21 protein-coding genes are annotated in these 23,509 nt (G+C 70.8%); 14 read left to right on the top strand and 7 right to left on the bottom strand.

Annotation, left to right across the window (positions count from 1 at the left end):
* Nucleotides 1–76: 76 nt before the first annotated feature.
* Nucleotides 77–1,573, top strand: coding sequence for a cytochrome P450 (locus tag CG723_RS32625; RefSeq protein WP_100597099.1), 1,497 nt, complete (start codon nucleotides 77–79; stop codon nucleotides 1,571–1,573).
* 18 nt (nucleotides 1,574–1,591) lie between these two features.
* Here CG723_RS32625 and CG723_RS32620 read toward each other — a convergent pair whose 3' ends face one another.
* Nucleotides 1,592–2,566, bottom strand: coding sequence for an RluA family pseudouridine synthase (locus CG723_RS32620; protein ID WP_100597098.1), 975 nt, complete (start codon nucleotides 2,564–2,566; stop codon nucleotides 1,592–1,594).
* A gap of 78 nt (nucleotides 2,567–2,644) precedes the next feature.
* Here CG723_RS32620 and CG723_RS32615 point away from each other — a divergent pair, with 78 nt between their 5' ends.
* The 4 genes from CG723_RS32615 (at nucleotide 2,645) to CG723_RS32600 (ending at nucleotide 6,094) form a co-directional block, all read left to right on the top strand.
* Nucleotides 2,645–3,241 carry a GNAT family N-acetyltransferase gene (locus tag CG723_RS32615; RefSeq protein ID WP_100597097.1) on the top strand — a complete coding sequence of 199 codons (597 nt, stop codon included), beginning with the start codon at nucleotides 2,645–2,647 and terminating at the stop codon, nucleotides 3,239–3,241.
* Nucleotides 3,242–3,415: 174 nt separating this feature from the next.
* A complete protein-coding gene (locus tag CG723_RS32610; protein ID WP_234374647.1) occupies nucleotides 3,416–4,096 on the top strand; it encodes a PadR family transcriptional regulator in 681 nt (226 codons plus the stop codon).
* Nucleotides 4,097–4,292: 196 nt separating this feature from the next.
* Nucleotides 4,293–5,321: an ATP-binding cassette domain-containing protein gene (locus CG723_RS32605; RefSeq protein ID WP_100597096.1), complete on the top strand. Its 1,029-nt coding sequence runs from the start codon at nucleotides 4,293–4,295 to the stop codon at nucleotides 5,319–5,321.
* Nucleotides 5,318–6,094 (top strand): ABC transporter permease, encoded by a 777-nt coding sequence (locus CG723_RS32600; protein ID WP_100597095.1) that lies wholly within the window; start codon nucleotides 5,318–5,320, stop codon nucleotides 6,092–6,094. Before CG723_RS32605 ends, CG723_RS32600 begins: the two co-directional genes overlap by 4 nt.
* 32 nt (nucleotides 6,095–6,126) lie before the next feature.
* On the opposite strand, the gene CG723_RS32595 is transcribed toward CG723_RS32600, so the two are convergent.
* The gene (locus CG723_RS32595; RefSeq protein ID WP_100597094.1) at nucleotides 6,127–6,960 is read right to left on the bottom strand and encodes a siderophore-interacting protein; all 834 of its coding nucleotides are present in this window, start codon (nucleotides 6,958–6,960) and stop codon (nucleotides 6,127–6,129) included.
* Between the two features lie 51 nt (nucleotides 6,961–7,011).
* On the bottom strand, nucleotides 7,012–7,950 hold the full coding sequence (locus CG723_RS32590; RefSeq protein WP_234374646.1) for a 5'-3' exonuclease: 939 nt from the start codon (nucleotides 7,948–7,950) through the stop codon (nucleotides 7,012–7,014).
* 276 nt (nucleotides 7,951–8,226) lie between these two features.
* Here CG723_RS32590 and CG723_RS32585 point away from each other — a divergent pair, with 276 nt between their 5' ends.
* The 4 genes from CG723_RS32585 to CG723_RS32570 all read left to right on the top strand — a co-directional run bounded on the left by CG723_RS32585 (nucleotide 8,227) and on the right by CG723_RS32570 (nucleotide 13,435).
* Nucleotides 8,227–9,351: a quaternary amine ABC transporter ATP-binding protein gene (locus tag CG723_RS32585; RefSeq protein WP_100597136.1), complete on the top strand. Its 1,125-nt coding sequence runs from the start codon at nucleotides 8,227–8,229 to the stop codon at nucleotides 9,349–9,351.
* Nucleotides 9,344–11,962, top strand: a complete 2,619-nt coding sequence (locus CG723_RS32580; protein ID WP_100597093.1) for an ABC transporter permease/substrate binding protein — start codon at nucleotides 9,344–9,346, stop codon at nucleotides 11,960–11,962. Before CG723_RS32585 ends, CG723_RS32580 begins: the two co-directional genes overlap by 8 nt.
* 160 nt (nucleotides 11,963–12,122) lie before the next feature.
* Nucleotides 12,123–12,698 (top strand): helix-turn-helix domain-containing protein, encoded by a 576-nt coding sequence (locus CG723_RS32575; RefSeq protein WP_100597092.1) that lies wholly within the window; start codon nucleotides 12,123–12,125, stop codon nucleotides 12,696–12,698.
* Nucleotides 12,695–13,435, top strand: coding sequence for a helical backbone metal receptor (locus CG723_RS32570; RefSeq protein ID WP_100597091.1), 741 nt, complete (start codon nucleotides 12,695–12,697; stop codon nucleotides 13,433–13,435). Before CG723_RS32575 ends, CG723_RS32570 begins: the two co-directional genes overlap by 4 nt.
* Here CG723_RS32570 and CG723_RS32565 read toward each other — a convergent pair.
* Nucleotides 13,362–14,519, bottom strand: a complete 1,158-nt coding sequence (locus CG723_RS32565) for a TDT family transporter (protein WP_100597090.1) — start codon at nucleotides 14,517–14,519, stop codon at nucleotides 13,362–13,364. The two genes, CG723_RS32570 and CG723_RS32565, sit on opposite strands and share 74 nt — an antisense overlap.
* 70 nt (nucleotides 14,520–14,589) lie before the next feature.
* Here CG723_RS32565 and CG723_RS32560 point away from each other — a divergent pair, with 70 nt between their 5' ends.
* The gene (locus CG723_RS32560; protein WP_100597089.1) at nucleotides 14,590–15,531 is read left to right on the top strand and encodes a LysR family transcriptional regulator; all 942 of its coding nucleotides are present in this window, start codon (nucleotides 14,590–14,592) and stop codon (nucleotides 15,529–15,531) included.
* A gap of 15 nt (nucleotides 15,532–15,546) precedes the next feature.
* On the opposite strand, the gene CG723_RS32555 is transcribed toward CG723_RS32560, so the two are convergent.
* From CG723_RS32555 to CG723_RS32545, 3 genes are all read right to left on the bottom strand, one after another.
* The gene (locus CG723_RS32555) at nucleotides 15,547–16,242 is read right to left on the bottom strand and encodes a gamma-glutamyl-gamma-aminobutyrate hydrolase family protein (protein ID WP_199841986.1); all 696 of its coding nucleotides are present in this window, start codon (nucleotides 16,240–16,242) and stop codon (nucleotides 15,547–15,549) included.
* A 23-nt stretch (nucleotides 16,243–16,265) separates the two neighbouring features.
* Entirely contained in the window at nucleotides 16,266–17,714 is a 1,449-nt protein-coding gene (eat, locus tag CG723_RS32550) for an ethanolamine permease (protein WP_100597088.1), read from the bottom strand.
* Between the two features lie 111 nt (nucleotides 17,715–17,825).
* On the bottom strand, nucleotides 17,826–18,551 hold the full coding sequence (locus tag CG723_RS32545) for a FadR/GntR family transcriptional regulator (protein WP_100597087.1): 726 nt from the start codon (nucleotides 18,549–18,551) through the stop codon (nucleotides 17,826–17,828).
* An 86-nt stretch (nucleotides 18,552–18,637) separates the two neighbouring features.
* On the opposite strand from CG723_RS32545, the gene CG723_RS32540 reads away from it, so the two are divergent.
* Genes CG723_RS32540 through CG723_RS32525 form a run of 4 tightly spaced genes read left to right on the top strand, consistent with a single transcriptional unit; the run spans nucleotide 18,638 to nucleotide 23,483 of the window.
* Nucleotides 18,638–20,008, top strand: a complete 1,371-nt coding sequence (locus CG723_RS32540; protein WP_100597086.1) for a glutamine synthetase family protein — start codon at nucleotides 18,638–18,640, stop codon at nucleotides 20,006–20,008.
* Between the two features lies 1 nt (nucleotide 20,009).
* Complete coding sequence (locus CG723_RS32535) at nucleotides 20,010–21,374, top strand: aldehyde dehydrogenase family protein (protein ID WP_100597085.1); 1,365 nt, start codon at nucleotides 20,010–20,012, stop codon at nucleotides 21,372–21,374.
* Nucleotides 21,375–21,380: 6 nt separating this feature from the next.
* A complete protein-coding gene (locus CG723_RS32530; RefSeq protein ID WP_100597084.1) occupies nucleotides 21,381–22,160 on the top strand; it encodes a 3-oxoacyl-ACP reductase in 780 nt (259 codons plus the stop codon).
* Between the two features lie 33 nt (nucleotides 22,161–22,193).
* A complete protein-coding gene (locus tag CG723_RS32525; RefSeq protein WP_100597083.1) occupies nucleotides 22,194–23,483 on the top strand; it encodes a hypothetical protein in 1,290 nt (429 codons plus the stop codon).
* The last annotated feature ends 26 nt before the right edge of the window (nucleotides 23,484–23,509 follow it).

Genomic DNA, 23,509 nt, shown 5'->3' with positions numbered 1-23,509 from the left:
CCCGGCCGGTGCCGGCCCCCTCTGCGTCAACACAGCCTTTTCCACACAGCCTTTCCACACCACCGGAGCGATCACCGTGACGACTCCCTCCCACTCACACGCCGGCACGGACGAGGCCGCGCTCAGTCCGCCGCCCGGCTGCCCGGCCCACGCCCTGGGCCCCGGCGGCCTGCGCCGGCTCTACGGTCCCGAGGCGGACGACGACATCGCGGCCGTGTACGAGAAGCTGCGCGCCGAACACGGCCCCGTCGCCCCCGTCCTGATCCACGAAGACGTGCCGATGTGGGCGGTCCTCGGGCACGGCGAGAACCTGCACATGGTCCGCTCGACCTCGCAGTTCAACCGCGACGCGCGCCACTGGAACGCGGTCCTCGACGGCAGCGTCACGCCCACCAACCCCCTCGCGCCCGTCTTCAGCTGGCAGCCCATCTGCAGCTTCGCCGAGGGCGCCGACCACCAGCGGCTGCGCGGGGCGGTCACCGGGGCGATCGGCACCATCGAGTCCCGTGGCCTGCGGCGCTTCATCAACCGCGCCTCGAACGAGCTGGTCAACAAGATCTGCGAGATCGGCGAGGCCGACGTCGTCAGCCAGTTCGCGGAGCATCTGCCGATGATGGTGATGTGCCGGATCTTCGGCATGCCCGAGGAGTACAACGAGCGGATGGTGCAGGCCGCCCGCGACATGATCAAGGGCACCGAGACCGCCATCGCCAGCAACGAATACATCATGGGCGTCCTCACCAGGCTCACCGCCCGTCGCCGTGCCAACCCCGAGGCCGACTTCACCAGTCACCTCATCGCCCAGCCCGCCGCACTCGGCGACGACGAGGTGGCCCAGCACCTGCGTCTCGTCCTGATCGCCGCGTACGAGGCCACGGCCAACCTCATCGCCAACGTGCTGCGCGTGGTCCTCACCGACCCCCGCTTCCGCGCCCAGCTCAACGGCGGCCAGATGACCGTGCCCGAGGCGGTCGAGCAGTCCCTGTGGGACGAGCCGCCGTTCAGCGCCATGGTCGGCTACTTCGCCAAGGAGGACACCGAGCTCGGCGGCCGGCACATCCGGCGCGGCGACGGCCTGATCTTCGGCATCGCGCCGGGCAACGTCGACCCCGTCGTACGCCCCGACCTGTCCGCCAACATGCAGGGCAACCGCTCGCACCTCGCCTTCGGCGGCGGACCGCACGAGTGCCCCGGACAGGACATCGGCCGCGCCATCGCCGACATCGGCGTCGACGCGCTCCTGATGCGCCTGCCCGACGTCGAACTCTCGGTGCACGAGCACGAGTTGCGCTGGCGCTCCTCGATCCTCTCGCAGCACTTGGTGGAGCTGCCGGTCAAGTTCGAGCCGCGCCCGCCGCAGGACGTCGTCGCCAAGCCCGGCCACCGGCCGATCCCGGAGCAGCGCGACGAATGGCAGGTGTCGACGCACGCCCCGCCGGCCCCGGCCCCGCAGCCCGCCCCCGTTCCGGCCGGCGCCCCGGCACCGGAGCAGCGGCCCGCCGCGTTCCCGGAGCCCGCCGCACCGCCGCAGGGCGCCTGGCGTCGCTTCCTGCGCTGGTGGCGCGGCTACTGACCGTGCCGTATCCAGGCGTTACGAGGGGTGCGCGGGCGCCGTCGGACTGCCGCCCGCCCACTCCTCGTGCGCCGACCAGGCCTCCAGCACCCGCCCGCTGTCGAACCGGTGCTCCCGGCCCGTCATCGGGTCCCTGAACTCCAGGGTCCGCGCGAGGAGTTGGAGCGGGCGGCGGAAGTCGTCGGGCGCCACCGCGTCGGCGACCACGGGGTAGATCGGGTCGCCGAGGATCGGCAGGCCGAGCGCGTTCATATGGACCCGCAGCTGGTGGGTGCGGCCGGTGTGGGGGAGCAGCCGGTAGCGGCCGAGCCCGCCGCGCTCCTCGACGAGCTCGATCCGGCTCTCCGCGTTCGGCTCGCCGCCCGGCACCTCGCGCGCGGCGAGCACCCCGCGCTCCTTCTCGATCCGGCTGCGCACGGTCCTCGGCAGCGCGACTCCGGGGTCGTGGGCGGCCACCGCCTCGTACTCCTTGCGCACCAGCTTGTCGCCGAACAGCGTCTGGTACGCGCCGCGTTCCGCGGGTCGGACGACGAACAGGACGAGGCCGGCGGTGAGCCGGTCGAGCCGGTGCGCCGGCCCGAGCGCGGGCAGGTCCAGCTCCTGCCGCAGGCGCGCCAGCGCGGTCTGCGTGACATGGCTGCCGCGCGGCGTCGTGGCCAGGAAGTGCGGCTTGTCGGCGACCACGATGTGCTCGTCCCGGTACACGATCCCGATCGGGAACGGCACGGGCACCTCGGGCGCGAGGTCGCGGTGGAACCACACCCAGGCGCCCGGGACATACGGCGCGTCCGACGTCACCGCGGCCCCGTCCGCGCCCACGATCCGCCCGTCGCGCAGCATCGCGTCGATCACCCCGGGCCCGGCCGCGAGCCGTTCCACGAGGTGGTCGCGCACCGTGCTCCAGGCGCCGTCGAGCGGCAGCATGACCCGGAAGGCGTCGATGCCGTCGCGCTGCGGCAGCGGGGAGGGCGGAATGCGCCGCTTACGTCTCATCGCGGCCCAGCCTACGGGCGGCCGCCTGCCCCCATGAACCACGGACGGAGGCCGGCCGCCGGGGGCAGGATGGGGCGCATGCCGATGACGATTTCGCAGGTCCTGGCCGCCGGCACGCTCGCCCGCGGCCCCCAGCCCACCATCGAGGCCGAGGGCGGCCTCCTCCTGCGGCCCTGGCGGGACGAGGACATGCCGGCCGTGTATGCGGCGTTCCGTGACCCGACGATCCAGCACTGGCACGTGCGGGTCGCGGAGTCCGAGGACGAGGCGCGCGGCTGGATAAGGGAGTGGCGGGACGGCTGGGACGGCGAGCAGAGGGTCGGCTGGGCGGTCGCCACGGCGGACACCGACGAGGTGGTGGGCCGCATGGGGCTGCGCTCCCTCTCGCTGCACGAGGGGGTGGCCGAGGTCGCGTACTGGGTCCTGCCCGCGGCCCGGGGTGCCGGTATCGCCCCGCGAGCCGTCGCCGCACTGTCTCGCTGGGCGCTGGACGAGGTCGGCTTCCACCGTCTCGAACTCCAGCACGCCGTCGGCAACATGGCGTCGTGCCGGGTCGCCCTCAAGTCGGGTTTCGCCCTGGAGGGCACGAAGCGCAGCGCGCTCCTGCACGCCGACGGCTGGCACGACTCCCACCTCCACGCGCGCGTGCAGGGCGACCCCCTTCCGGGGGCGTGACGCTGCCGTATCGGGCCCGCCGAAGTCCCACCCCTTGCGCGTCCACATCATTCGCGATACATCGTGTGTTGACGCGTTGTCGTCTATCGCGATATGTTCGGCTACGGATATTCGGATACGAGGTGCGGCGCTTCCAGGTGAGGGGCGCAAGGTCCGAGGGGAGAGGTGAGTTCGGTGGCCACCAAGCGGCGCAAGCTGGGCAATCCGCTGGCCCTCGCGGTGATGGTGCTGCTCATGGAGAAGCCCATGCACCCGTACGAGATCGCGCAGACTCTGCGCCGGCGTGGCAAGGACACCACGACGAAGATCAACTACGGCTCGCTCTACACGGTCGTCCAGAACCTGGAGAAGCACGGCTTCGTCGAGGTCGCGGACGTGCAGCGGCAGGGGAACCGGCCGGAACGCACGCTCTACGGGATCACCGACGACGGCAGGGAGGAAGCGCTCGAGTGGCTCTCCGACCTGCTCGCCGTGCCCGCGCGCGAGTATCCGATCTTCGAGACGGCGCTGTCCCTCATGGGGGTCATACACCCCGACGAGGTGACGCGGCTGCTGGAGGAGAGGCTCGCCTCGCTGGAGGTCCAGGCGGCGAGCGTGCGTGGCGGACTCATGAAGCTGTACGAGACGCTGCCGCGGATCTTCCTCGTGGAGACCGAGTACCAGCTGCACATGGTCGAGGCGCAGGCCGAGTGGATCCGGGGCTTCCTGCGGGAGGTCAAGGAGGACACGCTCGACGGCGTCGAACAGTGGCGGACGTTCCAGGAGACCGGTGAAGTCCCGCCGGAATTCGCGGAGTTGGAAGACGCTCGCCCCGACGAGAAGAGAACCAAGAGGGAATCAGACCGAGAGAAATAAACAGACCCTGGCAGGACTGTTGCACCAGTCCCGCCAGGGTCTCGAACCCCGGACCGACCCACCGTGCGGCGAGCCAGGCGATCGAGGTGCGGCACACCCAGGATAGCCCGGCGCTCTTCACGTGGATCTCGGCCGTCGTCCGCTCACACCCGCGAGCGGATCCACCGTCGTCCGCTCACACAGGAGAGCCGTCGTCATGAGCACCCGTGCGCCCGCAGTGCAGGCGCGTCAACTCGTCAAGACCTATCCCGGCGATGTCACCGCCCTCAGCGGCATGGACATCACCGTGGAACCCGGCACCGTCTTCGGCCTTCTCGGCCCGAACGGCGCAGGCAAGTCCACCACCGTCAAGATCCTCACCACCCTCGCCCGCCCCGACTCCGGGACCGCCACGGTCGCGGGCCACGACGTACTGCGGCACCCCGACCGCGTGCGCCGCGCCATCGGCGTCGTCGCCCAGAAGTCCGGCGCCGACCCCGTCGCCACCGGCCGCGAGAACCTCCAGCTCCAGGGCCGGCTCTACGGCCTGCGCGGAGCGGACCTGAACCGACGTGTCACCGAACTCCTCGACCGCTTCCGCCTCACCGACGCCGCCGGACGTCAGGTCAAGGGCTACTCGGGCGGCATGCAGCGCCGCCTCGACGTGGCGCTGGGCCTCGTCCACCGGCCCGAGGTGCTCTTCCTCGACGAGCCGACCACGGGCCTCGACCCGGAGGCCCGCACCGCGATGTGGGACGAGATCGCGCGCCTCGCCGGCGACGAGGGTCTGTCCATCCTGCTCACCACGCACTACCTCGAAGAGGCCGACCGGCTCGCCGAGCGCGTCGCCGTCGTCGACCGCGGACATGTCGTCGTCGAGGGCACCCCCGACGGCCTCAAGGGTGAACTGCGCGGGGACGCCGTCCACTTGGAGCTGCGCGCCGCCGTCCAGGACGCCGGCCGCACGCTCCTGGAAAGCGCGCTCGCCGCGCTGCCCGGAGTGCGCGAGACCCAGTTCGACGGCCGGCGCGTCAGCGTCCGCGCCGACGACGGGGCCGCCGCCGTACCCGCCCTGCTCGCCGCGCTGGAGCGGGCGGGCGTGGCGGTCACCGCCGCCACCGTCGCCCGTCCCTCGCTCGACGACGTCTATCTCCGCTACGCCGGCCGCCGCTACTCCGAGGCGCAGGCCGCCACCCTGGACGAGTCCGCCGCCGACACCCTCGCCCCCGCCGGAGGTGCCCGATGAGTACCGCGATCCCGCAGACCTGGTACATGACGCAACGTCAGCTCATGGTGTTCCTGCGCCAGCCCGCGTATCTCCTGATCACCCTGATCCAGCCGGTGGTATGGCTGTTCCTGTTCGGCAACCTGTTCAAGAAGGTCGTCGAGCTCGGCGGCTTCGGCACCACGACCTATCTCGACTACCTGATCCCCGGCGTCGTCGTGATGAGCGCGCTCAGCTCCAACATGTGGGCGGGCATGGCGACGCTCGACGAGATCCAGCGGGGCACGCTCAACCGGTTCCTCACCACACCGGTGAGCCGCGGGGCACTGATGAACGGCAACGTGGTGAGCAACGGTCTGGTCACCGCGCTCCAGTCCGTCGTCATCGTGCTGCTCGGCCTCCTCGGCGGGGCCGAACTTCCGGGCGGGGCGGGCGGAGTGCTGATCCTCGTCGTCGCCGCGGTGCTCCTCGGCACCGTGTTCGGGGCGCTGTCGAACGCGCTGGGCATGCTGGTCAGGGAGCGGGAGTCGATCATCGGGATCAACACGTTCCTGCTGCTCCCGCTGACCTTCCTGTCCTCGGCGTTCATGGCCCCGTCGCAGATGCCGTCGTGGATGCGGCACATAGCCGACTTCAACCCGCTCAACTGGGCCATGGTCGCGGGCCGTTCGGCGATGTCCGACGACCCGGACTGGGGTGACGTGCTGACCCGCGGCGGGGCGCTCCTGGTGCTGGCCGTCGCCGCGGTGTGGCTGTCGACCCGCACCTTCCGCTCGTACCAGCGATCGGTCTGAGCGCCACGCCGCAGCGGAGCGGGAGATGGCTGCTACGCCGTCTCCTGCTCCGCCTCCACCTGCGCGTTCCAATCCCGCTTCGAGGCCTGCCAGCCGTCCTCGTTGTGACCGAGGCGCCAGTAGCCGGAGATCGAGAGGTCCTCGCGCGGGATCTCGCGCTCGGTGCGCAGATGGCGGCGCAGCTCCTTCACGAAGCCCGCCTCGCCGTGCACGAAGGCGTGCACCCGGCCGGCCGGGAACGCGAGCCCGCGTACGGCCTCCACCAGGGCCTCGCCCACCGGCCGGCCGCCGCGGTGCAGCCAGACGACCTGCGCGGCGGAGTCGATCTTCTGCTCCTCGGTGGCGTCGGAGACCTCCACGAAGGCGTGGGCCACGGCGTCCTCGGGCAGCGCCTCCAGGGCGGCGGCGATCGCGGGCAGGGCGCTCTCGTCACCGGCGAGCAGGTGCCAGTCGGCGGTCGAGTCCGGGGCGTAGGCGCCGCCGGGACCGGCCAGGTGCACGCTCGCGCCGGGCTGTACGTCGCGTGCCCAGGGACCGGCGATGCCCTCGTCGCCGTGCACCACGAAGTCGAGCGTCAGCTCGCGCGCCACCGGGTCCCAGGCGCGCACGGTGTACGTACGCGTCACGGGCCACTGGTCGCGCGGCAGCTCCTCACGGATCCGGCCGAGGTCGAACGGCTCGGGGTAGGTGACCCCGTCGAGCGGGAACTGCAGCTTCACGTAGTGGTCGGTGCAGCCGCCCGCGGCGAAGGCGGCGAGGCCGTCCCCGCCGAGGACCACGCGCTGCATGTGCGGGGTGAGCCGCTCGGTGCGCAGGACCTCGCCCCGGTGTGCCGTCGGCTTCCTGCGTTCCGGACGTTCCGCCATGGCGGCCTCCCCTGAAGATCACTGGCTACTTAGGTTTACCTAAGTTAACACTCAGCGCTCCAGGGTGGTGAGTAGCCGCTGCAAAGATCCGCCCAAGCCCCAGCGCTCCGCGAGCTTCTCGAGGGCCTCGGGGTCGCGAGCCTCGCGCGGCAGCGCCGTGTCCACGTCCGGCAGGGGCACGTCCCCGGCGACCCGCACGACCGTCGGCGCCACAGCGATGTACGGCCGCGACTCGTCCAGGCGCTTGCGCTGCGACGGGGTCAGCTTCGACTTCGGGTCGTCGACGGCGGCCATGATCCCGGCCAGGTCCCCGAACTGCGCGAGCAGCTTCGCGGCCGTCTTCTCGCCGATGCCGGGCACGCCCGGCAGGCCGTCGCTCGGGTCGCCGCGCAGGAGGGCCAGATCCACGTAACCGGAGCCGTCGACACCGTACTTCTCGCGCAGCAGCTCCTCGTCGGTGATCTGGAGGGTGCCGACGCCCTTGAGGGGGTAGAGGACGCGGCGCTCGCGCGCGTCGTCGACGAGCTGGTAGAGGTCACGGTCGCCGGTGACGATGTCGACCGGACCGGTGGCCCGCCCGGTGAACGTGCCGATGACGTCGTCCGCCTCGTACCCCTCGACGCCCACGCGGGCGATGCCCACCGCGTCGAGCACGTCCTCGATGATCGGGACCTGGGGGGAGAGGGTGTCGGGGATCTCCTCTTCGTCCGGCCCGGTCTCCGTCTCCTGCGCGACGCGATGCGCCTTGTACGAGGGGATCAGGTCGACCCGCCACTGGGGGCGCCAGTCCGCGTCCATGCAGGCCACGAGGGAGTCGGGGTGGTGGTCGTGCACGAGCCGGGTGATGAATTCGAGCAGGCCGCGCACCGCGTTGACCGGCGTCCCGTCCGGGGCCTTCACGGAGTCGGGGACCCCGAAGTAGGCCCGGAAGTACAGGGACGCGGTGTCGAGCAGCATCAGGCGATCGGTTCGCTGGGTCACGTCGCACATCCTGCCGCACGGCACCGACAGTCACGGCCGCTCGCGGATGTGGCGGACGGGCCGGCACGGAGGGATGTGGCGGATCCAGTTCCGGAAGTGAATGCGATGTGAACTGGAACACTCTTCCGTTTGATCTGCATAAGCGAGGGCAGGCGCGCCCCCGGAGCGAACCCGGTCCCTCATTCAACCAATGGATGTGTTTCCGGCCTGCGAGCGGACCTCGCATCGCTCCACGGCCCGCCGGCGGGGGAGGCGGGCCGTCATGGTTCTACCCGAGAGGTGTATGTGTCCACGCTGCAAGCCGAAGACCTGTACAAGGTGTTCGGCAGACGACCCGATGAAGCGGTGGAGAAACTCCGCCACGGAGCAGACCGTGAGGAACTGCGCGCAGGCGGCACCACCGCTGCCGTGATCGACGCTTCCTTCACCGTCGAGCCGGGCCAGATCTTCGTCGTGATGGGTCTGTCGGGCTCCGGCAAGTCCACGCTTCTGCGCATGCTGAACGGACTGCTCGAGCCCACAGCAGGGCATGTCCGCTTCGACGGCCAGGATCTGACCGCACTCAGCCCCCGCGAGCTGCGCGCCGTGCGCTCCAAGAAGATCAGCATGGTCTTCCAGCACTTCGCGCTCTTCCCGCACCGCAGTGTGCTCGAGAACGCCGCGTACGGTCTCGAGGTCCAGGGCATTCCGCGCAAGGAGCGCGAGAAGCGCGCCGTCGAGGCGCTGCGCCTGGCCGGTCTCGCCGGCTGGGAGAAGTCCTGGCCCGACGAGCTCTCCGGCGGTATGCAGCAGCGCGTGGGCCTGGCCCGCGCGCTCGCCACCGACGCGGACCTGCTCCTCATGGACGAGTCGTTCAGCGCGCTCGACCCGCTGATCCGCCGCGACATGCAGGACCAGCTCCTGGAGCTCCAGAAGACCCTGAAGAAGACCATCGTCTTCATCACCCACGACCTGAACGAGGCCATGCGCCTGGGCGACCGCATCGCCGTCATGCGCGACGGCCGCATCGTCCAGATCGGCAGCGCCGAGGACATCCTCGTCACGCCGGCCAACGACTACGTCGCCTCGTTCATCCAGGACGTGGACCGCTCCCGCGTGCTGACCGCGGGTGCGATCATGACCTCCCCCGACAAGGGGTACGACCCGTCCGACGCGCCGGCGACGGTCACCGAGGACACCCCGGTCATCGAGCTGTTCACGCCGTGCTCCACGGGTGGCGTCGCCGTCGCCGTGACCGACAAGAGCGGCAAGCTCACCGGCGTCGTGACGCGGGAACGGCTCCTCGCCGTGCTCGGTGAGCCGATGAAGCCCGGCGCGCAGACCTCCATGACGAAGACTCCGACGGACGCCGTCCCGACGCCGCGTGGCGAGGGCGACGAGCCGGTGAAGAAGGTGAGCACCGGTGCCTAGGATTCCCTTCGGTGACTGGGTCAACGACGTCGTCGAGTGGCTGCTGAGCAACGCGGCCTGGCTCTTCGACTTCTTCAAGAACGTCTTCAACGGTGCCTACGACGGCATCAACTGGGTCCTCCAGGCCCCGCAGCCGCTGATCCTCGCGGGCATCTTCGCGGTGATCGCCTTCTGGCTGCGCGGCACGGTGGCCGGTGTCCTGACCTTCGTGGGATTCGCGTTCATCGACTCCCTCGAACTGTGGGACCACGCGATGATGACGCTGTCGCTCGTCCTCGTGGCGACGATCATCGCGCTGGTCATCTCGGTGCCGGTCGGCATCTGGGCGTCGCGCTCCAACCGGGTCAGCGCGGTCGTGCGCCCGGTCCTGGACTTCATGCAGACGCTGCCCGCGATGATCTACCTCATCCCGGCCATCCTGTTCTTCGGCTCGGGCGCCCCCGCGGGCATCGTCGCGACCCTGATCTTCGCGCTGGCCCCCGGCGTCCGTATGACGGAGCTGGGCATCCGGCAGGTCGACAAGGAACTGGTCGAGGCCGCCGACGCCTTCGGTGACACCCCGCGCAACACGCTGTTCCGCGTCCAGCTGCCGCTCGCGCTCCCGTCGATCATGGCCGGTGTCAACCAGGTCATCATGCTGGGCCTGTCCATGGCCGCCATCGCGGGCATGGTCGGCTCCGAGGGCCTCGGCGCCGACGTGAACGAGGCCATCGGCCAGCTGAACATCGGCCTCGGCTCCGAGTCCGGCGTCGCCATCGTGATCCTCGCGATCTACCTCGACCGCATGACCAGTGCGCTCGGCACCCAGTCGTCCCCGATGGGCCGCCGCGCGCTCGCCAAGGTGCGCGCCGCGCACGGTCTGACGGTCTGGAACTATCGTCCGCAGGCCGCGGTCGCGGTCGTCGGTGTCGTCATCCTCGCGCTCGTCGCGGGCGGCATGGGCATCTTCGGCGGCTCGAAGAGCGAGAACCCCGTGGCCGACGCGTCCGACGTCGGCCAGGGCAAGAAGATCTCCATCGGCTACATCCCGTGGGACGAGGGCGTCGCCTCCACCTTCCTGTGGAAGGAGATCCTCGAGCAGCGCGGATTCGACGTGCAGGTCAAGCAGCTCGAAGCCGGGCCGCTGTACACGTCGCTGGCTTCCGGCCAGATCGACTTCGAGACCGACTCCTGGCTGCCGACCACGCACGCCCAGTACTGGAAGAAGTACGGCAAGCAGCTCGACGACATGGGTTCCTGGTACGGCCCGACGTCGCTGGAGCTCTCCGTGCCCGCGTACATGAAGGGCATCGACTCGCTCGAGGACCTCAAGGGCAAGAGCGGCACGTTCGGCGGCAAGATCACCGGCATCGAGTCCAGCGCCGGAATGATGGGGATCCTCAAGGACAAGGTCCTCAAGGAGTACGGCCTCGACAAGGAGTACAAGGTCGTCGACAGCTCCACGCCGGCGATGCTGGCGCAGCTGAAGCGCGCGTACGCCAAGAAGCAGCCGATCGTCACGACGCTCTGGTCCCCGCACTGGGCGTACAGCGACTACAAGCTGAAGAAGCTCAAGGACCCGAAGGGCGCCTGGGGCAAGGGCGACGGCGTGCACACGCTGTCCCGCAAGGGCTTCGCCGACGACAACCCCGAGGTCGGCAAGTGGCTCAAGAACTTCAACATGACCGAGAAGCAGCTCACGAGTCTTGAGGCCGAGATCAACAAGGCCGGCAAGGGCAAGCAGCAGGACGCCGTCAAGACCTGGCTGAAGTCCAACCCCGGCGTCGTCGACAAGCTGGCCCCGGTCAAGAAGTCGTCGACGGCCGGCGGCAAGGGCGAGGCCGCCCGTCCGGTGAACGTCGCCTGGTTCCCCTGGGACGAGGACGTCGCGGTCACCTATCTGTGGAAGCGGGTCCTCGGCGACCGCGGCTACAAGCTCAACCTGAAGCAGATGGACGTCGGCCCGGTCTACACGGGTCTCGGCTCCGGCGACCTGGACGTCAACTTCGACGCCTGGCTGCCCTATGCCCAGAAGAACTACTGGGACAAGCACAAGGACAACCTGATCGACCTGGGCTCCTGGTACAGCCCGACGTCGCTCGAGATCGCCGTGCCGTCCTACGTGAAGGGCGTCAAGTCCCTCGAGGACCTCAAGGGCAAGGGCTCCACCTTCGACGGCAAGATCATCGGAATCGAGCCGGGCACCGGCGAGATGAACCTGCTGAAGAAGAACGTCCTGCCGGGCTACGGCCTGGACAAGGAGTACAAGGTCGTCGACGGCTCCACGCCCGCGATGCTCGCCGAGCTGAAGCGCGCGTACGCCAAGAAGCAGCCGGTCGCCGTCGTGCTCTGGTCGCCGCACTGGGCGTACAGCGAGTACAAGCTCAACAAGCTGACCGACTCCAAGAAGCTCTTCGGCGAGGGCAACACGATCCGCACCATCGCCAACAAGAGCTTCCCCTCGAAGTACCCGCAGCTCACGAAGTGGTTCAAGAACTTCAAGCTGAGCGAGAGCGAGCTGGGCAGCCTCGAGGCGGAGATCAAGAAGCGCGGTCAGGGCCATGAGGAAGAGGCCGTGGACGCGTGGCTGAAGACGCACAAGGGTGTCGCGGACCGGATGGCTCCGCAGTAGTTCCCGAGTACGTTCCGAAGCAGTACCAACGCGCGTGGGCGGCCGGTGTTCAGCACCGGCCGCCCACGCGCGTTCCGCCGCTCACGTGAAACCGTCCGGTGAACCTGCGTAGGGTGCAAGGAACCGAACAGGTGACGACGCGCGGGAGGGAGCCGGAGGGATGGACGAACACAAGGAGACTCTTCGGGTGGGCGCGGCCGTGCGGCGCAGGCGCCGGGGCCAGGAGCTCACCCTTGCCACCGTGGCCGAGCGAAGCGGCCTGTCCGTCCCGTTCCTGAGCCAGGTCGAGAACGAACGCGCCCGGCCGAGCCGGCGCTCCCTGGAGAAGGTCGCCGACGCGCTCGGCACCACGGCGGTCGAGCTGCTTGCCGCCGCGGACCCCGCCCACACCGTGGACCTGGTGCGCGCCGACGACACCACGGTCGTCGAGGAAGCGTCCCCCGACTCCGTCGTGCGCTCCCTCGTGCGAGGTCATCACCAGCTGCACGCCGAGGAGTTCATCGGCGACCACGACCCGGGCCGCGAGTTCCAGCTCCGCAACGACGTGCTCATGTACGTCACCGAAGGGGCCGTCGAGGTCGAGGCCGAGGGCCGGGCCTATCGCCTGGGCCGCGGTGACACCCTGTATCTGACCGGTGGCGTACGGCACCGGTGGCGGGCCACCGGTGCGGACGCCCGCGTGCTCGTCGTCGCGGTGGCCGAACACATCGAGGCACTGGACGAACCCGGGCGGTGACCGTTCCCCGCGGCCCGCGCGTCGTCTCCCTCGTCCCCTCGCTGACCGAGGCCGTTGCCGTCACCCTGCCCGGAGTGCTCGTCGGGGCCACGGACTGGTGCACGCACCCGGCGGACCTCGGCAGCGGCCTCGTCCGGATCGGCGGCACGAAGAACCCCGCCGTGGAACGGATCGTCGCCCTCGCCCCCGATCTGGTCATCGCCAACGAGGAGGAGAACCGCGCGCCCGACCTCGCGGCCCTGCGCGCCGCGGGACTCGATGTCCTCGTCACCGAGATCCGCGATCTGCCGGGCGCGCTGCGTGAGCTGGAGCGGGTCCTCAGGGCCTGCGGTTCGCCACGCCGGCCCGGCTGGCTGGACGAGGCCGCGGCGGCCTGGGACGGGCTGGAACCGCCCTCCCGGCGGCTGCGGGCGGCGGTGCCGGTGTGGCGGCGCCCCTGGATGGTGCTCGGCAGGGACACCTTCGCCGGTGACGTGCTCGCCCGGCTCGGCGTGGACAACGTGTACGCGGACCACGGCGAGCGCTATCCGCGCCTGGCGGCCGACGAGTTGCGCTCGGCGGACATCGACCTGGTGGTGCTGCCCGACGAGCCGTACCGCTTCACGCACGACGACGGGCCCGAGCAGTTCCCGGTGCCCGCCGCGCTCGTCAGCGGGCGTCATCTCACGTGGTACGGGCCGTCGTTGGCGCGGGCGCCGGAGGTACTGGGCGCGGCGCTGCGAGCAGCTCTCCGCTGATCAGGCCGCGAACCGTGGGCGCGGCGGCGAAGGCCCAGGCCGCGACGAGCACGGCGTACAGGACGACCGCGAGCACGTCGTACACCGCGAGCCCCGTGTGTGTGGCGAGGCCCTCCGCGCCGGTGACACACGTGCCGATGGGGAAGGTGAACGCCCACCACGTCATCGAGAACCGCATGCCGCGGCGTCGGGCCCGCACCACGAGCGCCGCCGCGAGCGCCAGCCACAGCAGCGCGAACCCCATCACGGGGACTCCGTACAGGACGGCGAAGACGCCGAACCCCTCGGCGTACGGGGCCGGCAGGACGCCCGGCGCGGTGTCCGCGAACTTGTTGACGGCGGTCGTCGACTGGCCGAGGGGGCCGAGCACGAGGAACAGCGCCGGCGTGAGCATCAGCGGCAGCGGTCCCGCCGTCACCAGGCGCGCGAAGATCACCGGAAGCATCACCGCGGTGGCGATCAGGCTGAGCCCGAACATGGCGACACAGGCGAGGAGCAGTGTCTGCTGCCACTGGCCCGACGGGAGATGCGGCACCAGGAGCGGACCGACGGCCGCGGACACCATGGGCGCCACGACGGGGAGCAGCCACACGGGGGACGCCTGGCCCGGCTCGATCCGGTGCCTGGCCACCATCAGGTACGGGACGGTCACCGCCGCGGCGAGCCCGATCACCGTCCCCGCCGTGAAGAGCACCGTGTCCAGGGCGACCGCCGCCTGCGTACCGATCCAGTCCTGGCCGACGAGCATCGTGCCGCCGCCGACAGCGAGCAGGGCCATCGCGAGGCAGCCGTAGAAGGGGGCCACGGCCGGGTCGAGCAGATGCTCCTTGGCGCGGTCGCTGTGGTGCGTCCAGTGCAGGGCGCGGGCCGTGAGGAGGGCGAGGAGCGCCACGAGGGACAGCGCCCACATCGCGGTGCACAGGGCCCGCAGGCCCGGAACGTGTACGGGAAGCGCGGCGCCCGCGTTCGCGATGATCGCGGTTCCCATCACGGACGCGTACCAGTTGGGGCCGAGATGGCGGACGGCGGGACATCGAAGGGACGGGATGCGGGCGGCCGTGAGCGGCTGGGCGGCGGTGACCATGACACCACGGTCGCGGCGGGCGGCTCCCCCCACCAGGGACCATGTCTCTATGAGGGCATAAGCTGGATTTATGAGTGGCGATACGGCGGGTGCGGCGGACGGTTCGACGACGGGGGCGGGGCTCGCCCACCGGGTCCCCGACCTCGGCGCCCTCGAACTCCTCCTCGCCGTGGCACGACTCGGCAGCCTCGGCCGGGCCGCCCGCGAGATGGGCATCACGCAGCCCGCGGCCAGCAGCCGTATCCGCTCCATGGAACGCCAGCTCGGGGTCGCCCTGGTCGACCGGTCGCCGCGCGGCTCACGGCTCACCGACGCGGGCGCGCTCGTCACGGACTGGGCGCGCCGGATCGTCGAGGCGGCGGCGGCCTTCGACGTGGGGGCGCAGGCGCTGCGCGACCGCCGTGACTCGCGGCTGCGGGTCGCCGCGAGCATGACGATCGCCGAGTACCTGCTGCCGAACTGGCTGCTCGCGCTGCGCGCGGAGCGCCCCGACACGGCCGTGTCGCTCCACGCGGGCAACTCGGCGGCGGTCGCGGAGCGCCTCCTGTCCGGCGACGCGGACCTCGGCTTCGTCGAGGGCCTCGCGGTGCCCGCGGGCCTGGACGCCACCGTCATCGCCCACGACCGGCTCATCGTGGTCACCGCCCCCGGACACCCGTGGGCCCGGCGCAGGAAGCCGCTGGCGGCCGACGAGCTGGCGGCGACCCCGCTCATCCTGCGCGAGCGCGGCTCGGGCACCCGCCAGGTCCTCGACGCCGCGCTCGGCGGCCTGGCCCGCCCCCTCATCGAGCTGTCGTCGACGACCGCGGTGAAGGCGGCCGCGGTGAGCGGCGCGGGCCCCTCCGTCCTGAGCGAGCTCGCAGTCGGCGAGGAGCTCGCCGCCCGCAGGCTCGTCGAGATCCCGCTCGAAGGCGTACGGCTGCGCAGGGACCTGCGCGCGGTCTGGCCGACCGGTCACCGCCCGGTGGGGCCGGCCAGGGAGCTGCTCGCGCTCACCCGCGGACCGGCCTGAGCCTCACCCGTAACGTCAGGAGCCGCCCCGCGCCGCCGCGTGTATCAGGCCGCCCATGACGCGCGCGTCCTCGCCCATCTCAGGGTGCCACTGCACACCGAGCACCCAGGTGAGGCCCTGGAGTTCGACCGCCTCGACCGTCCCGTCCGCCGCGTGCGCCGACGCGACCAGACCCCGGCCGAGACGGTCGACCGCCTGATGGTGGTACGTCGGAACGTCCGACTCCTCGGGCACCAGCTCGCCGTACCGCGTCCCGGGCACGGGCGTCACCGCGTGCTTCCCGAAGACGCCGATGTCCTTGACGTGTCCCTCGATGTGCTGGGTGAGCGTGCCGCCGAGCGCCACGTTCAGGAGCTGCATGCCCCGGCAGATGCCGAGCAGCGGCTTGCCGGACGCCAACGCCGCACGGATCAGGGCCAGTTCCCACGCGTCCCGCTCCACCGCGGGCGGCCCCGTGCGGTCCTCGCGCTCGGCGCCGTAGCGGCCCGGCTCCACGTCGGGCCCGCCCGAGACGACGAGCCCGTCGAGCCGCGCGACCACCGAGGGCGCGTACTTGGGGTCGTCCGGCGGCACCATCGCGGCGAGGCCGCCCGCGGACTGCACGAGCCGCGGGTACCCGGCGGGCAGCAGCGCGGCGGGCAGCTCCCACACACCCCAGCTCGCCTTCTCCTCCAGGTAGGTGCTGACCCCGATCAGCGGCCTGCTCAACATCTGCCCGTGCTCCCTCACCGTGGTCAATCCCGTTCCAGTTCGGCCTCTGCCGCCGCGAGCGCCGCGAACTCCTCCTCGGGGGCCCGCGCCACCAGATGCCTGCGGCTGTAGGCCCCGAAGTACCCGATCGCCACCGCGTACACCCCGAGCGCGATCAGCGCCGCCGTGACGTCCACCAGGAAGGTGGCGACCAGCGCCGCGCACGCGAGGACCAGCGCCACGGAGGACGTGAGCACGCCGCCCGGAGTGCGGTACGGCCGCTCGAGGCCCGGTTCCCGGCGCCGCAGCACGATGTGCGACAGGGACATCAGAGCGTACGAGATCGTGGCGCCGAACACCGCGACGTTCAGCATGCGGGCACCGTCGCCCGTCGCGGCCGCCAGCGCGAAGCCGATCGCGCCCGGCACGAGCAGGCCGAGGTAGGGCGCCTTGCGCCGGTTGGTGAGCGACAGGAAGCGGGGGAGGTAGCCCGCGCGGGAGAGCGCGAAGAGCTGGCGCGAGCCCGCGTAGATGAGCGAGAAGAACGACGCCACCAGGCCCGCGAGCCCCGCGTAGTTCACGATGCGGCTCAGCGCGGTCGCCTTGCCGCCGGGCTGGAGCGCCTCGACGAGCGGGTTACCCGCCTCCTGGATCGCGGCCGAACCGCGCGCCCCCGACGAGGCGAGGAACGTCAGGACGGCGAGCACGACGAGGATCGCCATGGACCAGCGGATGGCGCGCGGCAGGGTGCGCGCCGGGTCCTTGGTCTCCTCGGCCGCGAGCGGCACGCCCTCCACACCCAGGAAGAACCACATGCCGAACGGGAACGCCGCCCAGATGCCCAACAGGCCCATCGGAAGCCAGGAGTTGGCGCCGAACGCTCCGGTGTCCACCGGGATGTCGTTGAGCCTCGACGCGTCGAAGTCGGTGAACGCGGCGACCGCGAAGACGAGCAGCGCCGCGACCGCGATGCCGGTGACCACGAAGCTGAAGCGCAGCGCCTCGCCCACGCCCCACAGGTGGATGCCGATGAAGACGACGAAGCAGGCCAGGTGGACGGGCCAGCCGGAGGTCAGGCCGAACAGGCCGAGCGACTCGACGTAGTCGCCGATGAAGATGGAGATGGCGGCCGGCGCGAGGACGTACTCGATGAGGATCGCCGTGCCGGTGAGGAAGCCGCCCCAGGGGCCGAGGGCGCGGCGGGCGAAGCCGTAGCCGCCGCCCGCCGTGGGCAGCACCGAGGACAGCTCCGCCAGCGAGAACACCATGCACGCGTACATGACGCCCATCAGGGCCATCGCGATCCCGAGGCCGCCGAAGCCGCCCTGCGCCAGGCCGAAGTTCCAGCCCGAGTAGTCGCCGGAGACGACGTACGCGACGCCGAGCCCGGTCAGGAGCAGCCAGCCCGCGCTGCCGCGGCGCAGCGTTCTGCGTTCCAGATAGTCGTCCCCCGTATCACCGGTGGGGCGGGTGTTCTGGGTGTCCAAGGTCATGGCGCGGGCTCCCCGTCGTGCGGTGGATGCTCAATGGAGTGGATCCATACCTTTGCGGGGAGCGTGCGAAGAAATCAAGACCCCTGCGTTACGCGCCGGTTAATCACGGGCTCAGGTCAGGAAGCCCCGCAGGAGGGCGGCCGTGCCGGCGCAGTGCTCGCGCATCATCTCCCGTGCCCCGTCCGCGTCCCCGTCGAGCACCGCCTCCACCAGGGCCGTGTGCTGGCGCTGCGAATGCTCCAGGTTTCGTACCAACAGCGGGATGCAGTCGAGGAGGTCGTTCACCGTCGCGCGGACCGCCGCGTACTGAGCCGTGAGCGAGGGTGACCCGCACAGCTCGGCGAGCGTGAGATGGAGCAGCGTGTCGAGGCGGCGGTAGTCGGCGAGGGGTGCGTCATGGGTGCGCGCGAGGGCGCCGCGCAGCCGTTCGGTCTGTTCGTCGGTGAGACCGTGCGCGGCGCACAGGCCGGCCGCTCCGACCTCCAGGACCTCGCGGAAGCGCAGCGCGTCCTCGACGTCGACGCCCTTGAGGCGGCGGCGCAGCTCGTCCTCGCCCGGCGTGTCCGTGCGCGCCACCACGAACGTGCCGCCGTAGCGCCCGCGCCGCGACTCGACCAGGCCCTGGTCCTGGAGCACCTTCAGGACCTCCCGCAGCGTCACCCTGCTGATCCCGAGCCGGTCCGCCAACTCCCGTTCGGACGGCAGGCGTTCACCCCCCGACACCAGGCCGAGCCGGACGACCTGGAGGATCTGCTCCAGGGCCTCCTCGAATCCGTTGCCCGCCCGCACGGGCCGCAGCACCGGCGTGAGCCGGTCCTCGTCATCGGTGTGCGACATATGGCCGTACCCCCTTCCCAAGCAATGGTTCTCCGCAATACCTTATGGCTTCCGGCTGACCGAAGAAGCCCGAAGGAGGCCTTCCCGTGGCAGACCGCACACCCCCGCTCGGCGTCGAGGAGCTCACGTCCCTCGTCGAGAGTGGAGAGATCGACACTGTCGTCCTGGCCTTCCCCGATATGCAAGGGCGGCTGCAGGGCAAGCGGTTCGCCGCCCGTTTCTTCCTCGACGAGGTCCTCGCCCACGGCACGGAGGGCTGCAACTACCTCCTCGCCGTCGACACCGAGATGAACACGGTCGACGGATACGAGATGTCCTCCTGGGACCGCGGCTACGGCGACTTCGCCATGCACGCCGACCTCTCCACCCTGCGCCGCGTTCCCTGGAACGACGGCACCGCGATGCTCATCGCGGACCTCGCGTGGAACGACGCCTCGCCCGTCGTGGCCGCGCCCCGGCAGATCCTGCGCCGCCAGCTCGACCGGCTCGCCGAACACGGCTACACCGCCCACGTCGGCACGGAGCTCGAGTTCATCGTCTTCAAGGACACCTACGAGCAGGCCTGGGACGCGGGCTACAAGAACCTCACCCCGGCCAACCAGTACAACATCGACTACTCGGTCCTCGGCACCGGACGCATCGAGCCGCTCCTGCGCCGCATCCGCAACGACATGGCGGCGGCCGGGCTCGTCGTCGAGTCCGCCAAGGGCGAGTGCAACCCGGGCCAGCACGAGATCGTGTTCCGCTACGACGAGGCCCTCGTCACCTGCGACCAGCACGCCATCTACAAGACGGGCGCCAAGGAGATCGCGGCCCAGGAGGGTGTCTCGCTCACCTTCATGGCCAAGTTCAACGAGCGCGAGGGCAACTCCTGTCACATCCACCTCTCGCTCCAGGATGCCGACGGCACCAACGTCATGGCGGGGACCGCGGACGACCCCGGCGGGATGTCGCCGGTGATGCGGCACTTCCTCGCGGGCCAGCTCGCCGCGCTGCGTGACTTCTCGCTGCTCTACGCGCCCAACATCAACTCGTACAAGCGGTTCCAGCCGGGCTCCTTCGCGCCGACCGCCGCCGCCTGGGGCCACGACAACCGCACCTGCGCGCTCCGCGTCGTCGGCCACGGCCGCTCGATGCGCTTCGAGAACCGCCTGCCCGGCGGCGACGTCAACCCGCACCTCGCGGTCGCCGGACTGGTGGCCGCCGGCCTGTACGGCATCGAGCAGAAGCTCGAACTGCCCGAGGAGTGCACCGGAAACGCCTACACCGGCGAGTACGAGCACGTTCCCACGACGCTGCGCGAGGCCGCCGAGCTGTGGGAGACCAGCCCCGTCGCCAAGGCCGCGTTCGGCGACGAGGTCGTCGCGCACTACCGCAACATGGCGCGCGTCGAGCTGGAGGCGTTCGACGCAGCCGTCACCGACTGGGAACTCCGCAGGTCGTTCGAAAGGCTCTAGCGTGCACGACATCCTCAACCCGGCGACCGAAGAAGTCATCGCCACGATCCACGCGACCTCCCGCGACCAGGTCGACACCGCGGTGTTGCGGGCCCACCGGGCACAGCGCGAGTGGGCGGCCGCGGCCCCCGCCGACCGGGCCCGCCTCCTGCGCCGCTTCGCCGCCGTCGTCGACGAGCACGTCGAGGAACTGGCCCGCCTGGAGGTGCGCGAGGCCGGACACACCATCGGCAACGCCCGCTCGGAGGCCGGCAACGTCCGCGACCTGCTCGACTACGCGGCCGGGGGAGTGGAGCGCCTCACCGGCCGGCAGATCCCCGTCGCCGGCGGTCTCGACATCACGATCCTCGAACCCCTTGGCGTCGTCGGTGTCATCGCGCCCTGGAACTTCCCCATGCCGATCGCCGCGTGGGGCACGGCCCCGGCCCTCGCCGCCGGGAACGCGGTGATCCTCAAGCCCGCCGAGGCGACGCCGCTCACCGCGCTCCGCCTCGCCGAACTCGCCCTGGAAGCAGGGCTTCCCGAGTACCTCTTCCAGGTCCTGCCCGGCGCGGGGGGCGTGGCGGGAGCCGCCCTCGTCGAGCACCCGGGCATCGCCAAGATCGTGTTCACCGGCTCCACCCGCGTCGGCAAACAGATCATGGCCAAGTGTGCCGACCAGGTGAAGCGCGTGACCCTCGAACTCGGCGGCAAGAGCCCGAACATCGTCTTCGCCGACGCCGACATCGAGGCGGCGGCCGCCGCGACCCCCATGTCGTTCCTCGACAACGCCGGCCAGGACTGCTGCGCCCGCACCCGCATCCTCGTCCAGCGGTCCGTGTACGACCGGTTCCTCGGCCTGCTCGCGCCCGGGATCGAGTCCGTCGTCGTCGGCGACCCCGCCGACGAGAAGACCCAGATGGGCCCGCTCATCTCCAAGTCACAGCTGGAACGGGTCCGTTCGTACGTCGACGGGGGAGCGGCCGCCATGCGGGGCAGCGCCCCCGAGGGCGCCGGATTCTGGTTCCCGCCGACCGTCCTCACCGAGACGGCACCCGACGCGCCCGCCGCGGCCGAGGAGGTCTTCGGGCCCGTCGCCGTCGTCCTGCCCTTCGACGACGAGGCCGACGCGATCCGGCTCGCCAACGCCACCGAGTACGGGCTCTCCGGATCCCTGTGGACCCGTGACGTGGGGCGCGCCCTGCGCGTCGCCGGTGCGGTCCGGGCCGGGAACCTGTCGGTCAACTCCCACTCGAGCGTCCGCTACTCGACCCCGTTCGGTGGGTACAAGCAGTCCGGCGTCGGCCGCGAACTGGGCCCCGACGCCCTCACCGCCTTCACCGAAACCAAGAACGTCTTCATCAGCACGGAAAGCACGGAGGCCTGAAGCACCATGACCGAGAACATTTGCCGCCGCCTCGTGGGCCGCACCGCCGTCATCACCGGAGCCGGCAGCGGCATCGGCCTGGCCACCGCCCGCCGCCTCGCCTCCGAAGGGGCGAACGTGGTCTGCGCCGACATCGACGAGAGCGCCGGCAAGAAGGCCGCCGAAGACGTCGGCGGCACCTTCGTCCAGGTCGACGTCACCGACGCCGAGCAGGTCGAGGCACTCTTCAAGACCGCGTACGACACCTACGGCTCGGTCGACATCGCCTTCAACAACGCCGGGATCTCGCCCCCCGACGACGACTCCATCCTGGACACGGGACTTGAGGCCTGGAAGCGCGTCCAGGAGGTCAACCTCACCTCCGTCTTCCTGTGCTGCAAGGCCGCCATCCCCTACATGCGGCAGCAGGGCAAGGGCTCCATCATCAACACCGCCTCGTTCGTGGCGCGCATGGGCGCGGCGACCTCCCAGATCTCGTACACGGCCTCCAAGGGCGGCGTCCTCGCCATGTCCCGCGAGCTCGGCGTGCAGTTCGCCCGCGAGGGCATCAGGGTCAACGCCCTGTGCCCGGGCCCGGTCAACACCCCGCTCCTCCAGGAGCTGTTCGCCAAGGACCCCGAGCGCGCCGCGCGCCGCCTCGTCCACATCCCGGTCGGCCGCTTCGCGGACGCCGACGAGATCGCCGCCGCCGTGGCCTTCCTCGCGAGCGACGACTCCTCGTTCGTGAACGCCACCGACTTCCTCGTCGACGGCGGCATCTCGGGGGCGTACGTCACGCCTCTGTAGGGGACGTGTCATATAGGTGTACGGTCCCCAGGCATGCGTAACAGAGATGTTGCCGCGTGGACTTCAGCCGTGGTCACCGTCCTGGTGGCCACGGCTCTCGTCTCTCCTGCGGCCGCCGCCACGTCCGCTCCCACCCCCGACCGGGCCTGCCCGCAGCTCTCGGAGAAGCTGCCGTGGCACGGGCAGAACCGGGCCAGGCTCCAGCGCATGATCGACGAGCGCGGGACCTGCGAAGGCCACCACGGCCCCCGCCCCGTCGCCGCGTTCGACTGGGACAACACCGTCTCCAAGAACGACGTCACCGACGCGACGATCGCCTGGTCGCTCAAGCACGACAAGATCCTTCGGCCCGCGAGCTGGAAGAAGACCAGCAAGTGGCTCACCGACGACGCCGACAAGGCCCTCACCGCCGCCTGCGGCACCGCCGTCCCCGTCGGCGCACCCCTGCCGACGTCCACCGACACCGACTGCACCGACGAGATCTTCAACATCCGTGAATCCGGCAGAACCATGAGCGGCGCCGCCGCGTTCGCCGGCGAGTGGAACCACCGCCGCACCGTGCCCCAGTACGCCTGGGTGCCACAGCTCTTCGCCGGACACACCGTCCCCGAACTGGAGTCGTACGCCGCACAGGCCCGCCGCGAGGCCCTCGCCGCCCCCGTCGGCTCGACCCAGACCCTCGGCACGCACACCATCCCCGGCTACGTGCGCTACTACGAGCAGCAGCGCGACCTCATCCGCACACTGCAGAAGGCCGGGTTCGACGTCTACATCGTGTCGGCCGGATCCGAGCCCGTGACCGAGGTGTGGTCGCGCGGCCGGGGCGGCGTCGGCATCGACCGCGCCCACACCATCGCCATCCGCTCCGTCCTGGACGGCAAGGGCCGCATCACCACGTACAACGAAGGCTGCGGCGAGGTCGGACGTACCCAGGGCGAGGCCATCCCGTACATCGACGGCAAGCGCTGCTGGATCAACCAGGACATCTTCCACATCAAGGGCAAGTCTGCCTGGGAGAAGCAGCGTTGGGGCAAGCGCATCGCCCTCGGCGGCGGTGACGCCGACACCGACGTCACCTTCGTCGGCGACGCCACCGGCGCGCACCTCGTGCTCAACCGCAACAAGAACGAGGTGATGTGCCGCGCCTACGACAACGCCGACGGGCACTGGGTCGTGAACCCCATGTTCATCGAACCGCTCCCGCGCAAGTCCGGCAGCTACCCCTGCTCCACGGCCGCGTACAACAGGCCCGAGGGCGGCTTCGGCCCGGTCCTGCGCCCGGACGGCTCCGTCGTGCCGGACCAGGCGGACGCGGTGTACTGACCTTCCCCGCACAACTTAGAGTGCCG

This window comes from Streptomyces sp. CB01635 (assembly GCF_002803065.1).
Classification (GTDB): Bacteria; Actinomycetota; Actinomycetes; order Streptomycetales; family Streptomycetaceae; genus Streptomyces.
Note: the sequence above shows the minus strand (reverse complement) of the source record. Positions and strands in the feature narration are given on the sequence as shown.

Excerpts from the sequence above, each read along its gene's own strand:
- CG723_RS32615 (WP_100597097.1), top strand. The coding sequence starts at position 2,645 with ATGCCGATGACGATTTCGCAGGTCCTGGCCGCCGGCACGCTCGCCCGC.
- CG723_RS32565 (WP_100597090.1), bottom strand. The coding sequence starts at position 14,519 with ATGGTCACCGCCGCCCAGCCGCTCACGGCCGCCCGCATCCCGTCCCTT.
- CG723_RS32545 (WP_100597087.1), bottom strand. The coding sequence starts at position 18,551 with ATGTCGCACACCGATGACGAGGACCGGCTCACGCCGGTGCTGCGGCCC.
- CG723_RS32555 (WP_199841986.1), bottom strand. The coding sequence starts at position 16,242 with ATGTTGAGCAGGCCGCTGATCGGGGTCAGCACCTACCTGGAGGAGAAG.
- CG723_RS32620 (WP_100597098.1), bottom strand. The coding sequence starts at position 2,566 with ATGAGACGTAAGCGGCGCATTCCGCCCTCCCCGCTGCCGCAGCGCGAC.
- CG723_RS32605 (WP_100597096.1), top strand. The coding sequence starts at position 4,293 with ATGAGCACCCGTGCGCCCGCAGTGCAGGCGCGTCAACTCGTCAAGACC.
- eat (WP_100597088.1), bottom strand. The coding sequence starts at position 17,714 with ATGACCTTGGACACCCAGAACACCCGCCCCACCGGTGATACGGGGGAC.
- CG723_RS32575 (WP_100597092.1), top strand. The coding sequence starts at position 12,123 with ATGGACGAACACAAGGAGACTCTTCGGGTGGGCGCGGCCGTGCGGCGC.
- CG723_RS32525 (WP_100597083.1), top strand. The coding sequence starts at position 22,194 with ATGCGTAACAGAGATGTTGCCGCGTGGACTTCAGCCGTGGTCACCGTC.
- CG723_RS32595 (WP_100597094.1), bottom strand. The coding sequence starts at position 6,960 with ATGGCGGAACGTCCGGAACGCAGGAAGCCGACGGCACACCGGGGCGAG.
- CG723_RS32560 (WP_100597089.1), top strand. The coding sequence starts at position 14,590 with ATGAGTGGCGATACGGCGGGTGCGGCGGACGGTTCGACGACGGGGGCG.
- CG723_RS32530 (WP_100597084.1), top strand. The coding sequence starts at position 21,381 with ATGACCGAGAACATTTGCCGCCGCCTCGTGGGCCGCACCGCCGTCATC.
- CG723_RS32600 (WP_100597095.1), top strand. The coding sequence starts at position 5,318 with ATGAGTACCGCGATCCCGCAGACCTGGTACATGACGCAACGTCAGCTC.
- CG723_RS32590 (WP_234374646.1), bottom strand. The coding sequence starts at position 7,950 with ATGTGCGACGTGACCCAGCGAACCGATCGCCTGATGCTGCTCGACACC.